Source organism: Candidatus Defluviibacterium haderslevense, assembly GCA_016712225.1.
In the GTDB taxonomy this organism is placed as follows: domain Bacteria; phylum Bacteroidota; class Bacteroidia; order Chitinophagales; family Saprospiraceae; genus Vicinibacter; species Vicinibacter haderslevensis.
The window spans coordinates 434,378-450,000 of sequence record JADJRL010000003.1; the positions used below are offsets into that span (position 1 = coordinate 434,378).

At 34.7% G+C, this 15,623-nt stretch carries 9 protein-coding genes and 2 rRNA genes (1 of these 11 cut by a window edge); 6 read left to right on the forward strand and 5 right to left on the reverse strand.

All coding sequences use genetic code 11. From position 1 onward, the window contains the following. The first annotated feature begins 161 nt into the window (after positions 1 to 161). The 5 genes from IPK88_02070 (at position 162) to IPK88_02090 (ending at position 6,976) form a co-directional block, all read left to right on the forward strand. Positions 162 to 881, forward strand: coding sequence for a PorT family protein (locus IPK88_02070; GenBank protein MBK8242187.1), 720 nt, complete (start codon positions 162 to 164; stop codon positions 879 to 881). A 301-nt stretch (positions 882 to 1,182) separates the two neighbouring features. Continuing rightward, positions 1,183 to 1,908, forward strand: a complete 726-nt coding sequence (locus IPK88_02075) for a PorT family protein (protein MBK8242188.1) — start codon at positions 1,183 to 1,185, stop codon at positions 1,906 to 1,908. A 206-nt stretch (positions 1,909 to 2,114) separates the two neighbouring features. Further along, positions 2,115 to 4,238: a T9SS type A sorting domain-containing protein gene (locus IPK88_02080; GenBank protein MBK8242189.1), complete on the forward strand. Its 2,124-nt coding sequence runs from the start codon at positions 2,115 to 2,117 to the stop codon at positions 4,236 to 4,238. Positions 4,239 to 4,437: 199 nt separating this feature from the next. Then, positions 4,438 to 5,994, forward strand: coding sequence for a SulP family inorganic anion transporter (locus IPK88_02085; GenBank protein MBK8242190.1), 1,557 nt, complete (start codon positions 4,438 to 4,440; stop codon positions 5,992 to 5,994). 454 nt (positions 5,995 to 6,448) lie between these two features. Then, the gene (locus IPK88_02090) at positions 6,449 to 6,976 is read left to right on the forward strand and encodes a hypothetical protein (GenBank protein MBK8242191.1); all 528 of its coding nucleotides are present in this window, start codon (positions 6,449 to 6,451) and stop codon (positions 6,974 to 6,976) included. 260 nt (positions 6,977 to 7,236) lie between these two features. Here the strand turns inward: IPK88_02090 and IPK88_02095 are convergent, their stop codons facing one another. Beyond that, complete coding sequence (locus IPK88_02095) at positions 7,237 to 8,916, reverse strand: Omp28-related outer membrane protein (GenBank protein MBK8242192.1); 1,680 nt, start codon at positions 8,914 to 8,916, stop codon at positions 7,237 to 7,239. Positions 8,917 to 9,192: 276 nt separating this feature from the next. Further along, positions 9,193 to 9,912 (reverse strand): SAM-dependent methyltransferase, encoded by a 720-nt coding sequence (locus IPK88_02100; GenBank protein ID MBK8242193.1) that lies wholly within the window; start codon positions 9,910 to 9,912, stop codon positions 9,193 to 9,195. Between the two features lie 96 nt (positions 9,913 to 10,008). Between IPK88_02100 and IPK88_02105 the strand changes: the two genes are divergently transcribed. Next, positions 10,009 to 10,827 carry a segregation/condensation protein A gene (locus tag IPK88_02105; GenBank protein ID MBK8242194.1) on the forward strand — a complete coding sequence of 273 codons (819 nt, stop codon included), beginning with the start codon at positions 10,009 to 10,011 and terminating at the stop codon, positions 10,825 to 10,827. Here IPK88_02105 and IPK88_02110 read toward each other — a convergent pair. From IPK88_02110 to IPK88_02120, 3 genes are all read right to left on the reverse strand, one after another. Then, positions 10,767 to 13,022: a hypothetical protein gene (locus tag IPK88_02110; GenBank protein ID MBK8242195.1), complete on the reverse strand. Its 2,256-nt coding sequence runs from the start codon at positions 13,020 to 13,022 to the stop codon at positions 10,767 to 10,769. The genes IPK88_02105 and IPK88_02110 overlap by 61 nt on opposite strands. A 184-nt stretch (positions 13,023 to 13,206) precedes the next feature. Continuing rightward, positions 13,207 to 13,317 (reverse strand): 5S ribosomal RNA (rrf, locus tag IPK88_02115). A 117-nt stretch (positions 13,318 to 13,434) separates the two neighbouring features. After that, a 23S ribosomal RNA gene (locus tag IPK88_02120) occupies positions 13,435 to 15,623 on the reverse strand; it runs 707 nt beyond the window's last position.

Consider the following 15,623-nt stretch of genomic DNA (forward strand, 5'->3'; position numbering starts at 1 on the left):
AGTTTCAGATCCCACCATATTAAAAGGCTAAATATAAAATCTACCCATATTCAGACAACCACTATGAATACGAATCATTTGATTGATATTTAAATGTTCAATTCTTTTCTTCACTTTTTATCTATATATTTACGTGTTGTATTCGTTAAAAGATTTAATTCATGAAACCCATAACAACCCTAATATTCTTGATGTTTATCTTAGGAAGTGCATATGGTCAAGAACATAAAAGCCCTTCAAAGAAAATTCAAATAGGAATCAATTATTCAGCAGATCTTAATTATAGAACGCTTTTTATAAAAAAAGAGACTCATGGCTCACTGATTGTAAAAGATTCACGAAACAAAAATGAAATCCCAAAATACGGCTACACAACTGGTATTCTACTCTCTATTAATATTTGTCCTAAAATATCTCTAACAACCGGTTTGCAATATTCAAATAAAGGATATCAAACAAAAACCACAGAAGCCATATGGCAAGCACCAGATCCGTCTCTTGCTAGTTCAACTCAATTCAGGTATCAGAATTATTTTATTGATATCCCAGTCATTGCAAATTATTTTATTGGCAATAAAAAACTTCGTTTGGTGACTTCCCTTGGTTTAACAACCAATTTGTATATTAATGAAATCGTGTCATTAAAATTGAATTATCTAACAAAACCATCAGAAATTCATAATACTAAATCGAATTACAATTACAATAAATTCAATATTAGTGCCACATTAGGATGCGGTATGAATTATCGCATTCATTCAAAAATTGATATTCGTCTAGAACCCACCTTTAGATATCAAATTTTTAGAATAATAAATGCTGATCTTACAGCTCGTCTATGGAATATAGGATTGAACCTAGGCGTATTTAATACTTTTTAATTCTTGGCTTAAAGATCAAATCGCACATTGGAATATAAGCCACAACATAAACTAGAGGTATTATTTGACAAATATATAGTTCACCAAATAGCCATATCTCTTAGGTATTGCATTAATAATATTAATCTAGTTAATACAAACCTAAGTCAAAACTAACATATCAGTAAACTCCTGTTATGTACACTCAATTAATTTATAACAACTTCTATAACTAGGCATTACTACATAATATTCTAAAATTACCATAACTAAATTATGGTATATTCTTATATTTACATTAGTGTTAAAATAAAATATAACTATGAAACCCATATTATCTCTTGTAATTTTAATATTTGCACTTAGCTACGCATTTGGTCAAGACCACAAAAAGGATTCAAAGAAAATTCAATTAGGGATCAATTATTCGCCCGACTATAATTATCGAACCCTAACAATTAATAATAAAACTCAAGGAGCTACTCATGTAAAGGATATAAGGAATAAAACTGAATCACCAAAATTCGGATTGACCGCAGGCCTGCAAATTGCATGGACCTTTCACCCCAAACTCGCTTTGAATATTGGTCTGCAATATTCAAATAAAGGTTACAAATTAAAAGAAAAACCCCGTGCAATATCAGTAAGTGATCTACTCGATGATCAACACTACTTTGCTACTCGTTTCAAATACTCCTTTCATTATATAGATTTCCCTTTAAGTATAAGTTATTTGATTGGAAAAAAAAGAATGCAGATGGTAGCATCTATTGGAGTTACAACTAACATTTTTATTAAGGAGTGTTTGTCAATTTTTAGGAATACCAAATCTAACCAATTCGATATAAATCTGCCATCACATTACAAATATAATAAATTCAATTTAAGTGCCACAATAGGCTGTGGGATCAAATACCACCTGCTTTCAAAAATTGATGTTCGTCTGGAACCCTCATTTAGGTATCAGCTATTAAAGGTGATCAATTCTGATTTATCAGCCCACCTATGGAATTTTGGAATGAATACAGCAATATTATATTCATTTTAATTTTTACATGATTTAAACCAAGGCCTTCATCAGTACTTGCCAAAAAATAAGGCTTGCCTGTTCAGCTTATAAGATTTCTTAATGCTTTCAGATTAAAAAGGCAGTTAAACTAGAATTTTTGACTCGCAGTCAACTATTTTTAAAAAAAAATTAAATTTTTAGCACAAATTTAACTTTTAATCGTTGTACATATAAAACCAAACACAATGAAAAATTATGTTTCGATATCTATTTTATTCTTATTGTTAAGCAGTTTCTTTTCCACATCCTTAAAAGCTTATAATTCACTTACCGTTCAGGATCCAAGAGCTACCTGGAGATATGGTGTAGGAACTATGGATTCAGTAACGCTCGTAGTTAAACCAAAAGGTTTATTTTTGGAACATTCTATATACATCAATTTTTCAGCTAAAAATTTAAATTATACCTCAAAAGATACATTGGAGGTTATTTTTAATTTCGACCTTCCTTCAAATGCAATAGTTACTGACTCTTGGTTGTGGCTAACACCTAGTCAGATTCTTAAAGGAAAATTATTAGATTTATGGACAGCTTCAACCATTTATGAAAATATAGTCAAAAGACGCAGGGACCCTTCCATACTTAAAAAATTAACAGCCACACAATACGAATTAAGAATTTTTCCTATGGCCGGAAATGCATACCGCAAAGTCAAAATTACTTATTTAGTTCCATTAGACCTAAATGGCAATATATTATCAGGACCAATTGCTACTAATTATTTGACCACATCTAAAATACCCATAAATAATATTAATTTTATATATTTACCGGAGACAAAATATGGCAACCCAATTTTAAAAACAAACACAGGTACAGAAATAACATTTTGGGAAAAAGAAGATCCCGAATTCGGTAAATTTTTATACAAACCAATTACATTAAATGACATAACTAAGACCCCAATTTTACAATTTACTTTAGACAGATCCTACACAAGTTATTTTACAACATTCGAAAAAGACAATGAAAATTATTATCAACTTGCTGTTCAACTCAGCAGCCTAGTTCAAGCAGCAAAAGACAAAAAAATATTAATCACTTTTGATTATTATCAATCCAACACGTTTAGTAAGGATGTCATTCTAGACGAGCTACAATCCGCATTAATTAAAAACCTAAGTCCAACGCAGTCCTTCAATATGTGTTATGTTTCTGGATTTGATGTTGTGTTTAATTCCACGGACTGGATATCAGCAACTCCTGAAAACATTATAACACAGATCAACAAATTAAGAAATAATGCAAGTAATGTAGGATCAACATTGTCACTACTTGCCAAATCATTGCAGTATATCAAATCAAAAAATAATGACGGAAGCATATACTTTTTATCTGCAGGTGATATGTACAGTAATATTGATCTAAGTAATTCTATTTTACAGGATTTAACTAAAGAAGGACTTGCAAGCACCACTATACATGTAACCGACATTTGTTCTTTAAATAAATTTTGTGGATACATAAATAATATATTATATTGTAACAATCATTATCTCTATACCAATATCTCGAGAATTTCAAAAGGTAGTTATACAAAATATGATTTACAAAATAGTTCATTATCCGCACTATTTACAAGCAGCATTTCGAAAACGATTGGAAACATTTTGAATCTTGATTTCTATTCAACCGTAGATAATGGATTCTGTTATAACAAATATATCAATAAAGATTTAAATCAATATAATTTATCAGATTACATCGTTCAGGTAGGTAAATTTACTGGTTCCTTGCCATTCAGAGGAGAAGTATCCGGATTTTTAGATAATAAAATTTTTAATTCAAAATTTACAATACCAATAGAAAATCGCCTTCCGACAGATGTGACGAATGTCCAAATTTGGGCTGGTAATTATATCAAGGAATTGGAAAAAAATATTTCATCAAATATTACCGTTAATAATATAATAAATCTAAGTATAGAACATAATGTTCTTTCATTATATACAGCTTTCCTCTGTTTAGAAGATACAAGTTATTATTGTGTGAACTGCAAAGACGAGACGCATATTAACACAGGTACAGAAGAATTAAAAGATAGCATCAATTTTATTTCTTTTCCAAATCCATTTTCTGAAAAAATCCAGTTTACATTAAATGATATTAAGAATATTGATCCAGGACAAGTGAGTATTTCAATCTATGATATTTCAGGAAGAAAAGTAGATATTATTTCTGAATTTCAGTTAATTCAAGGATCACTAAAATTCTCTTGGCATCCAAATCCCGAAATTCAAACTGGCATCTATATATGTATAGTCAAAGCAAAGAATTCAGTTTATAAGAAAAAAATAATTAAAATGTAATGATTTTAATAATTAAAATTGTTTTACGAACGTCATATCATATTTTGGCGTTCAGTTAATAAAACAAAATAATATTATTTTTAATAAACTTTACGGTGATCAAAGATCCGAATTTAGACTTTCTAGATTAACCGTTCAATTGAATTCATAAAGCAAATTTTCTTATCTTTGGGTTTATGATATTAATTTATAAGCCTGAATGAAACGAACGTTAAAATATTATCGGATCATGTGGCTGAAACACGATTTGCCGGCTGGCTTGTCTGTTTTTCTAGTCGCTTTGCCTCTATGTTTGGGAATAGCATTAGCCTCCGGTGCGCCATTATATGCCGGCTTGCTATCAGGAATAATTGGTGGCCTGGTCGTTTCTTTTATCAGTGGTGCTCAATTAGCCGTTTCTGGACCTGCTGCAGGCTTATCCACCGTAGTTGCAGCATCCATTATCTCTTTAGGGGACTATAGACTTTTTCTTTTAACCGTTATTATCGCCGGATTATTCCAACTCATTCTTGGTTTGTTGAAACTAGGTGTTATCGCCAATTATTTTCCATCTGCGGTTATTAAAGGAATGTTAGCTGCGATTGGAATAATACTTATTTCAAAACAAATACCCCTCGCTTTAGGTTATGATCAACCCGATTTTTGGAGAAGTGGTTTTTTAAATTTATTTTCTTCTCATGAAATTGTGGAGCATTTTAAACACTTTAGCCTTCATTTGAGGAGAGGTGCATTAGTCATCTCAACAGTATCCATTCTAATTTTATTCTTGTATCAATCTCGATATGCTCAGACTTTAAAAATAAAAGTAATTCCAGCGCCATTACTAATTGTAATAATTGGAATCATCACAGACCTAATATTTTCACAATTCGCTTCAGATTACTCACTTAAACCAACACAATTAGTAACAGTACCTTCAAATATTTTTTCAGATATTATTTTTCCTGACCTAAGTCAGTTTTTTTCCTCCATTCAGATTTGGAAAGATGGACTTATTATTGGCATTTTAGCTTCACTCGAAACATTATTATGTGTTGAAGCAATTGACAAATTAGATAAACAGAATAGAATCACACCTGTCAATCGTGAGTTGGTTGCCCAAGGCATCGGAAATATGACATGTGGACTCTTAGGTGCAATACCTATAACTGCTGTCATTGTAAGAGGAGCCGCCAATGTGGATGCAGGTGGACGCACCAAACTTTCAGCATTTACACATGGGTTGTTTCTACTATTGGCTGTTTTATTGGTTCCCTTTTTATTAAATAAAATTCCTTATGCTTCACTCGCATCAATACTTTTAGTGACTGGTTACAATCTTGCAAAACCAAAATTATTTCGTCATATGTTCAGCTTAGGCTTGAAACAATTCCTTCCTTTCGTAATTACGATCATTGTGATCCTTGCTACAGATTTATTGATTGGGGTTAGTATTGGATTACTTATTTCTTTATATCTGATCATTCAATCCAATTTCAAAACAGAATATAAAATTACAAATAGCAAGGTTTTACATATAGACACTTATCATATCAAACTCAATACCAATGTAACTTTTCTAAACAAAGTAAAATTGCGCAGGGCACTTGACGAAATACCTGAATACAGTGAGTTAATCATTGATGGCAGTGAATGTCATTTTGTAGACTATGATATTCTAGAAATTATTAGTGAATATCAGGCAAAAGCACACGATAGACATATTGCTGTTCATCTTAAAGGCATCGAATCAGTCAATGTCACTGCAGTCCATTAATACAAAATAATGATCAACCATTGATGATACATTTTTATTACAATTAAAATATTAAATGATGTTCAAAAAAATAGTATTATTCTCATATCTAAGTTGTAGTTTGATTTCAACTTTTGCTCAAAACAAACCCTGCTCCATAAATCCAATGTATAGGCAGTTTGATTTTTGGATAGGCGAATGGGATGTTTATACATTAAAAGGTCAACAAGCAGGGACCAGTAAAATTAGTTTAATCCTTGATAGCTGTGTTATTTTGGAAGAATGGACAAGTACTTCTAAGTATGGACAACTGACTTATTCTGGAAAAAGTTATAACACTTTTAATTCTGCAGAGATGCAGTGGCAACAACATTGGGTCGATAATGCTGGTGGGAGCAATGATTATCTACTGGGAACATATGATAATAATAAAATGATATATACCACTCACCCATTCGTATTTTCAAAAGATACCATGGCAATTCGAAAAATAACGTTCTTCAATCTCAATCCTAATTCAATTAGACAATTAGGTGAAATATCAAAAGACAATGGCAAAACATTTACCACCGAATATGATTTAGAATATCAAAGAAAAATAACAATTTCACAAACCACTTTCGATTCCGTTTTAGCCAAAAAATTAAATGCTGATGAACGCGGCATGAAAAATTATGTTTTGGTCATATTAAAAACAGGAACCAATACAATTTCTGATAAAAACGAAATCGACAAAATCTTTGAAGGACATATGTCCAATATTGGTCGTTTAGCTAAAGAAGGAAAACTTTCATTAGCTGGACCATTTAGAAAAAATGACAAAACATATCGCGGGCTATATATATTTAATGTAGAATCTATCGAAGAAGCCAAAATAATTACTGCCACAGACCCTGCCGTTCAATCTGGACTTCTGGATGCAGAATATTTTAATTGGTATGGAAGCGCTGGACTTTCAGAATTATTACCCATTCACGAAAAAATCTCTAAAACCAAATTCTAGACTTTATTTAATTTAATAATTTCAAGGAGAAATTGTATAATTTATGTAATGTATTTATTTAATGTAAATTATACACAGTAACATTTTTCTTTTCACACATGTCATTTACGCTATTTAATCTAAAATTGAGTTGATATGGATAAATTGTCAAAGATAAAATAATTCAATAGCATCATCAATTGTTGGTTTCAAGCCTAATAAAAAAGCCGACCCTCAAATAAAAGGATCGGCTTTTTAAGATTTATGTGCTTTTTGTGTTTTTATTCTACGATCACACGTTTAGTTATTTTATTTTTTCCATGATGTATACTTACTAAATACATTCCTGAATGTAATTGATCAACAGGAATTTCCATTTGATTGCTACCAGAAATTGAATGATGTTGAATGCTTTGAACTGCTTTGCCAGTTAAATCACTAAACATAATTTGAATTGGGCCTGATTGATCTTGCATCCATTCCAGACGAACTACATCATGAACTGGATTTGGCATTACAGAAAAAGAATAAATATTTTCACTTGGTTCATGAGTACCTAAAACTAAATCATAAGTCGTAAAATCACTTACATAAGTAGCTCGAGTTAATAATGTAACATTCATCACTAATTTGTTATTCGCATCATAAAGTTTTGCGGAACCGTTAAGACTGGTATGATCGTTATCTATTGTTAATGTATAACATCTATCCTTAGATAAATTCAATGGATAACTGTGTAATTCATTTGTAGGATAGGATCCATCCTGAATGATAACTTTGTTGGCATCATCTTGTAGTGTAAAGGTTACCAATGAACCTTTTGTCAATGGTTTTACGTCTAATCTGGAAGTAAGTGTAGTAGCTGGTGAAGGATCAAATGGAATTACCAAAGTGTTATTAATTGGATTAACATCCGCATTTCCATTAACCTCAAAAGCTTCAATGGTCAAAGTGTTTCCACTTGCAAACATCTTAGGAATTTCAACATTACTTAGATTGATTGTTTTTTCTTCCAGAAAAGCAATATTACCGGTCCATGTATATTCAGACAGCGGTCCACCATTTACACTTGAACGAAACTTGATAGCTGTAACATTTGCATTACCGGTATTAATATAAGTAATGGTAGGAATAGTGCCTGTTCCACACACTGTATTCTTAAGTGTATTCGAAGTTGCTTTAGCATACTTTATAGCAATGTCCAATCCTGGAGATTTTATATAATCCACTTCTTTACTTTCAGCTTGAGCTACCTCTTTGGTAGATTCATTTTGGATATAAGCTGCAACTTCCAAATTTCTAAAATTGTACAACTTGTTAAATTTAAAATTAAAAGTGTAAGTTTTAGAATCGCCTACATTAGATAAATCTGAAATTGGAGTACCACCTGTGTTGGGTAAGAATTTTTTAACCACATGATAAAAAACTTTCTCTCCATTAGAACCCGGAGGGGTTGGCCATGTAATTACTTTCTCTAAAACAACTACCCTAAGAATCGGATTACCTTCCATGGGTCCGGTTAGTTTAACTGTTATTTTCGGATTCAACTCATTATAATTTGAAGCTAATCCTGGATCTACTGTAATTTCATAATTGGATTCAACAGCTGCACTGTTGGCAATATTAGCATCTGTGATTAATTGCGTAGGACTTTGGCCCCCATCTTGCCCACCCATTTTAGTATCCGGCACTCCAGTAACACCATAATAAGCTACTCGAGTTGCAACTTCACCTGGATTGTCCGCATTCATAGGATCAACACCTGGCCACGATGTCTGATGTGTTAATAATACCAACCTGGATTTATTTCGTTCTAATATAGGATGAATAATAGGATTGGTTGAAGCGCATGGCCCACAAGAAGCTTGAGTAAAATGCTCAACAAGAACTTTTCTAGGTGATTGAGCTAATAACAGCTGGCATATACAGACAGCCAAAATGAATAGTAGATTTTTTTTCATCGTAAAAATTATTTTATCTGTAATAGAATATTAGAAGTATAAAGATCCACAATATTCAGATCACTTGTTAATTTTTTTTATAAAATTTGCAGTTACATTCGATTAAATACACTTAAAGTTTCGTTTGTGCATAAAAACAAATAATTAAATCGCCTTTGGGGCAATCTCCAATTGTAAAAAATGGATTGGTTAAATCAAATGAAACTAATAAAATGAACTTACCTTAAAGAATGATGCTCTGATTTGTTTAATAAAATAAATTCATTTATCCCCAATTCAAACAATGGGGCCTTGTCCTAAAACAAAAATAGCAGGAGCATCTTGATAAATAGCGACATTCACAGATTTCCAATCTTTAATCGTTTTGGTTTGAATCAACTCATTAGGTGCTCCCAAATTTGAAGCAACGCATAAATACAAATCCTGTTGCAAGACTGATAGGGCTATTTCAAACATTTGTTTGTTCCGATAAGGCGTTTCCATAAAAAGTTGGGTAGCATTCGTTTTTAATGCTTGTTGTCCAATTTTGATTAATGCTTCTCTAAGAAATTCTTTCTTTGCAGGCAAATAACCATGAAAACAAAATTGTTGTCCCACTAATCCTGAACTCATCAAAGCCATTATCATAGAATTAGGTCCGGCATGAGGAACCACAGTGTAACCACTTTGATGGGCTTTGATGACCATTTCATGACCCGGATCAGCAACACATGGCGCACCAGCTTCTGATACCAAACATACGTCTTCCCCTTGATCCAATAACATTTGCAGCCATTTCCAATGCTCGGCAATAGTATTAGCCTCCCAGTCCTGAACCTCTATTTGCAATAATGGTAGTGGATGTGATATTCCTTTAATAAATTGCCTTGCTGTTTTAGCTCTTTCTGCTAAAAAAAATCTACACGACCTGGCAGTTTCGATGGCAGAACCAGACATTTGCGAAATTCCGGCACCAGATAATGGTACGGGGATGAGATGAAGCTTTCCTTTGGACATTCAGATATGATATAAATGATGCAAATCTATAATTATTTGGATCAAGCAGGACATAAATTCATTAAAAGGCTATCTTTACGATCATTTTAGAAAGGCATGACCTATACCATTAAATTACAGCAGTTCGAAGGCCCCTTTGATTTATTACTCTTTTTTATAGAGCGTGATGAATTAGATATTAATGATATTCCCATTGCAACCATCACTGAAGATTTCTTACAGTATATCCGACATTTAGAGGATCTTAATTTGGATTTAGCAAGTGAGTTTATTTTAGTTGCTGCGACACTCATCAGGATCAAAGCAAAAATGTTGATTCCTAGAAAAGAATTAGATGAGAATAACCAAGAGATCGATCCTAGACAAGAATTGGTTCAAAAATTATTAGAGTATAAAGCTGTTAAAGAAGTGATCCAAGACTTAAGCGTCATGGAAGATAATCAAGCTTATAGAGTTGGACGTGGTAATTTGCAAAAAGAGTTTGAACTTCTTTCTCAACAAGCTTTGGTTGATGCTGAATGGGAGACCCTGAATTTATTTAATTTGATGAAGGTCTTTCAAAAAGTTATGGACCGATTAAATAAACCGAGTGCGATCGTCCATGAGGTTTATAATTATGAATATCAAATTAAAGATCAACAAGATCGGATATTTGATTTATTAAGTAAAAAAGGAAGAATTAATTTTGAAGAAATATTTGAAATTTGCGAAACAAGAATTCACGCCATTGTTACTTTTCTAGGATTGTTGGAATTAATCAATCTTCAACAAATGACCATCATTAAAGGTGAAGGTTTGAATCAGTTCTGGATTGAAGAAAACCATGAAATAGAAGAATCAAATGATAGTAAAAATCAATCAGATGAAAATATTGTTTTAGAATCTGATGAAGAAATACCCACAATAGAATCATAAAGCAAATTCAATTTATTTACCCTTTCTTGGTCCACATATTCTCGTATTTCGTTTATATTTTGAACATTCCGTTGCTTTGAAATTTTTGTTTTAATTCTAATTCGTTCTGAATCTGGTAATTGACTAAATATCCTCCTCAAAAGTGGTAATGTCGTTTTAAACTCCAGCTCTTCTAATTGTTTCAACCATTCATCCAATACTTGAATAATGTTATCTTGCAACAAATAAAATGCAGTGGATTGAAATAAAAAACCTTCAAGCCATTGTGCAGATTTTGATGCCTCATTTTGAGTTAAGAATTGAGCTTGAATTTCTATTATAAGTACATCATTTGATACATTATGTTCACTGAGTAATACATTCCAACATTTTCCTTTGATCAATGGATGGACTTTCTCCATATATGCCATTTTATGAATTTGATCCTTCCAAAGTTGATTGTATTCTTTATCATGATTGTAAAAATAAACATTGATCATTATCAAAATTTCCAACATGGTATTGGCTTTAACATCACTTATAAAAACGCATTGATCGCCAAAACTTAAAATAATTCTTGGGAGAATGGTATTAAAAATATCTATCAATACATGGGTATCCATCTGATGTAAATCTCCATATTGAATATTTGAAATTAATGGCTGAATAATTCCTGCCAGGCTTTCAATATCCTCAATTTCGATGCTTAACAGATTAATACGCTCTGCTAATAGTGGCCATATTTGGTTCAAACCAGCCTTTAAGGCATGAGTCAATAAACCTGCAACAGTACTGATATCGTGTGAAGATTTTAAAACATCGATTACTTTATTTCTAACAGCATCATCGACAGTATTTCCAATAAGTGCAGCATGTATTAAAGCGATTTCAAGCTCAGGATTCCAATTAAAAGACCAAAATTCATGAAAATTACCTTGTGCCTTGATATCAATTTCACGGGATTTAGCCCAGGGAATTTCTAATAAAAGGGTTTTGTACAATAAGCGACTAATTTGTAAGTGGCGTTCTTTTCTTAAATCTAAATCCAAATGTTCCTTATTTCCTGATGCCCAATAAGATTGCAATTTAAGTGATCTTAGATTCTCAAAAAAATCTTGGACCATGGGGAGGCTTGACGCATTTACTTCCACCTTTCCAGTTAAATTGCCATTCAAAACTTGGTTAAGAAGGAGCTGAATTCTTGTATCATCGCCTTTACCAAAACATGTTATGGCCGCTTCCATTAATTCATCAATTCCTGCAATGGCTAAACCACGAATCATACTAAGATTTATAGCCAATAATTCTGCATCTATAATTTCTGCAGGACTTACATTCATCTTATGAGACCTTAATATTCGGGCTGCTTGCGTCAACCAAGTTGAAATGGCAGTAGTCCGATTAGAAAACAGCGCATCATACCATGATGGAGATTCAATTCCCGCACTATACGATTTTTTATTACTCAATCTTTCATAGGACCAGGGAATCAAACATTGATGAATGTCAACTGCTGCTAAGGATTTAATTTTCGTTTCCTTTTTCTGAATGCGGTCCAAAGTTAAAAGTGGCCCATGCCAGGCACCACAGACTACAGCAATTTTTTTTGAACCATTTGAGATGCATTGTCTTATTTGCTGTCGCATAAATTGTTCGCGAATCAAAGTCTCTTCATCATCAAGTTCATTGCTTAAAGACCTCAATGTTGTCATTAATTGTTGGATGATATCAAACATGACTAAATGATCTGACCATTGTTCGATATACTTATCCCACCATCGCTCTGTATCTTTAAAGCCTTGTTGTCTAGCTAGATAACCCAAAGGATCGTTTGTGATTTTTCTTTGTTCTTTATTTAATTCGGCTTCTGTATTATTTTTAAAATTAGCATAAACTAAACTGTTTTTTGCAGGAAGGTCTATAGGGATTATTTGAATGTGGTTGGAAATTGCATATTGGATAGCCTGAAATTCCGGCGAGAATACGGCCATTGGCAAATAAAAACAATGGTAAGGATTTTTCTTATTGTAAAATAAAAATGCGATGGGTGGTTGAAATTTAATTTGTGATAATGCACCCAGCAAAGTTTCTGATTCCTGTGGTAATTCTATACAAATGGTATCGGGTTGAAATAATTGTAATGCTTCTACTAAACGACTAGCAGAGCCAGCTCCGTGGTGCCGAATACCAAATACTTTTAATTCACATTGATCCAAGAGGAATAATTTCCATCAAAGTTAGTTTATAAAAAATGTATATAAGATAAAAATTCAAACAGTATAGATAACTATTGACACGCAAAAATGGTCAATTTGATATAACGAAATTAGTAAGAGAATGGATGTCTTTTAAAACACAAAAGCCTTGATCCGTCGAAGACGAAACAAGGCTTTTGAAAAAAATGGGCGGCGACCTACTCTCCCGGAATAAACCAGTACCATGGGCGCAATAGGGCTTAACTTCTCTGTTCGAAATGGGAAGAGGTGGTACCCCTATGCTAAAGCCACCTAAAACTTTTACCCCGCGGAAGTTTACGAATAAACTTAAGGGTATATGAGTTATAGATTACTTGACAAGGTCAAATAAAAAAAGAAAGGTTGGAAGAGAAAATTAAATCAAAATGAAAAAAAAAGGAAGCTAAGGGGTAATTAGTACTACTCAGCTGAACGTATTACTACGCTTACACCTGTAGCCTATCAACGTAGTCGTCTTCTACGACCCCAGTAACACTCATCTTAAGGTTAGCTTCGTGCTTAGATGCTTTCAGCACTTATCTATTCCGTACGTAGCTACTCTGCATTGCACCTGGCGGCACAACAGATACACTAGCGGTACGTCCAACTCGGTCCTCTCGTACTAGAGTCAGTTCCCTTCAATGTTACAACGCCCACCACAGATAGAGACCGAACTGTCTTGCGACGTTCTGAACCCAGTTCACGTGCCACTTTAATGAGCGAACAGCTCAACCCTTGGGACCTTCTCCAGCCCCAGGATGTGACGAACCGACATCGAGGTGCCAAACCTCACCGTCGATATGAGCTCTTGGGTGAGATCAGCCTGTTATCCCCGGCGTACCTTTTATCCTTTGAGCGATAGCCCTTCCATGCGGAACTACCGGATCACTTTAGCCTACTTTCGTACCTGGTCGAACCGTCGTTCTCTCAGTCAAGCGCCCTTATACTAATACGCTCTACGCATGATTACCAACCATGCTGAGGGCACCTTTGCAAGCCTCCGTTACTTTTTAGGAGGCGACCACCCCAGTCAAACTACCCACCACACACTGTCCCCTTGTTGTCAAGGGTTAGAACCTAAATATAAGAAGGGTGGTATTTCAAGGACGACTCCACAATCACTAGCGTGACCACTTCATAGTCTCCCACCTATCCTACACATCTTATATTCAAGCACAATGTGAAGTTATAGTAAAGGTGCACGGGGTCTTTTCGTCCCGTGGCGGGTAACCGGCATCTTCACCGATACTTCAATTTCACCGAGCTCATGGCTGAGACAGTGCCCAGATCGTTACACCATTCGTGCAGGTCGGAACTTACCCGACAAGGAATTTCGCTACCTTAGGACCGTTATAGTTACGGCCGCCGTTTACTGGGGCTTCAGTCAAGAGCTTCGCTTGCGCTAACCCCCTTCCTTAACCTTCCAGCACCGGGCAGGTGTCAGACCCTATACTTCATCTTACGATTTTGCAGAGTCCTGTGTTTTTGCTAAACAGTCGCCTGGGCCATTTCTCTGCGCCCCGTCTTGCGACGGGGGTCTCTTTTCCCGAAGTTACGAGACTAATTTGCCTAGTTCCTTAGCCATGACTCACTCGAGCGCCTTAGGATATTCTCCTCGACTACCTGTGTCGGTTTATGGTACGGGCTGTATATACCTGAAGCTTAGAGGTTTTTCTTGGAAGTCTGCTTGGAGCCACTATTACATCACCCCGAAGGGATCAGTATACTATCATGTTTCAGTTCACCAGCGGATTTGCCTACTGGATCAACACCTACGCACTTCAACCATCTATTCCGTAAGATGGCGGACTTTACGCTTCTCCGTCACCCCATCGCAGTATATACAGGTACTGGAATATTAACCAGTTTGCCATCGGCTTCGCCTCTCGGCTATACCTTAGGACCCGACTAACCCTGATCTGATTAGCATAGATCTAGGAAACCTTAGTCTTACGGCGAATAAGTTTTCCACTTATTTAATCGTTACTTATGCCTACATTTTCTTTTCTAGAAACTCCACCGTATCTCACGATACAACTTCACAGTCGCTAGAATGCTCCCCTACCAGTGTGACTTACGTCTACAATCCATAGCTTCGGTAATACACTTGATGCCCGATTATTTTCCGCGCAGAAACGCTCGACTAGTGAGCTGTTACGCACTCTTTAAATGAATGGCTGCTTCCAAGCCAACATCCTAGCTGTCATAGCATCTCCACTTCGTTCAATTCAACTTAGCGTATATTTAGGGACCTTAGCTGATGGTCTGGGTTGTTTCCCTCTCGGCGATGGACCTTAGCACCCACCGCCTCACTGCTGGATAAATGTCACGGCATTCGGAGTTCGTCAGGGGTTGGTAGGTGGTGAAACCCCCTAGCCCTATCGGTAGCTCTACCTCCGTGACACTCTAGACTCCAACGCTGCACCTAAATGCATTTCGGGGAGTACGAGCTATCTCCATGTTTGATTAGCCTTTCACCCCTACCCACAGGTCATCCAAAGACTTTTCAACGTCAACTAGTTCGGCCCTCCAGGACGAGATTATCGTCCCTTCAGCCTGCCCATGGGTAGATCACATGGTTTC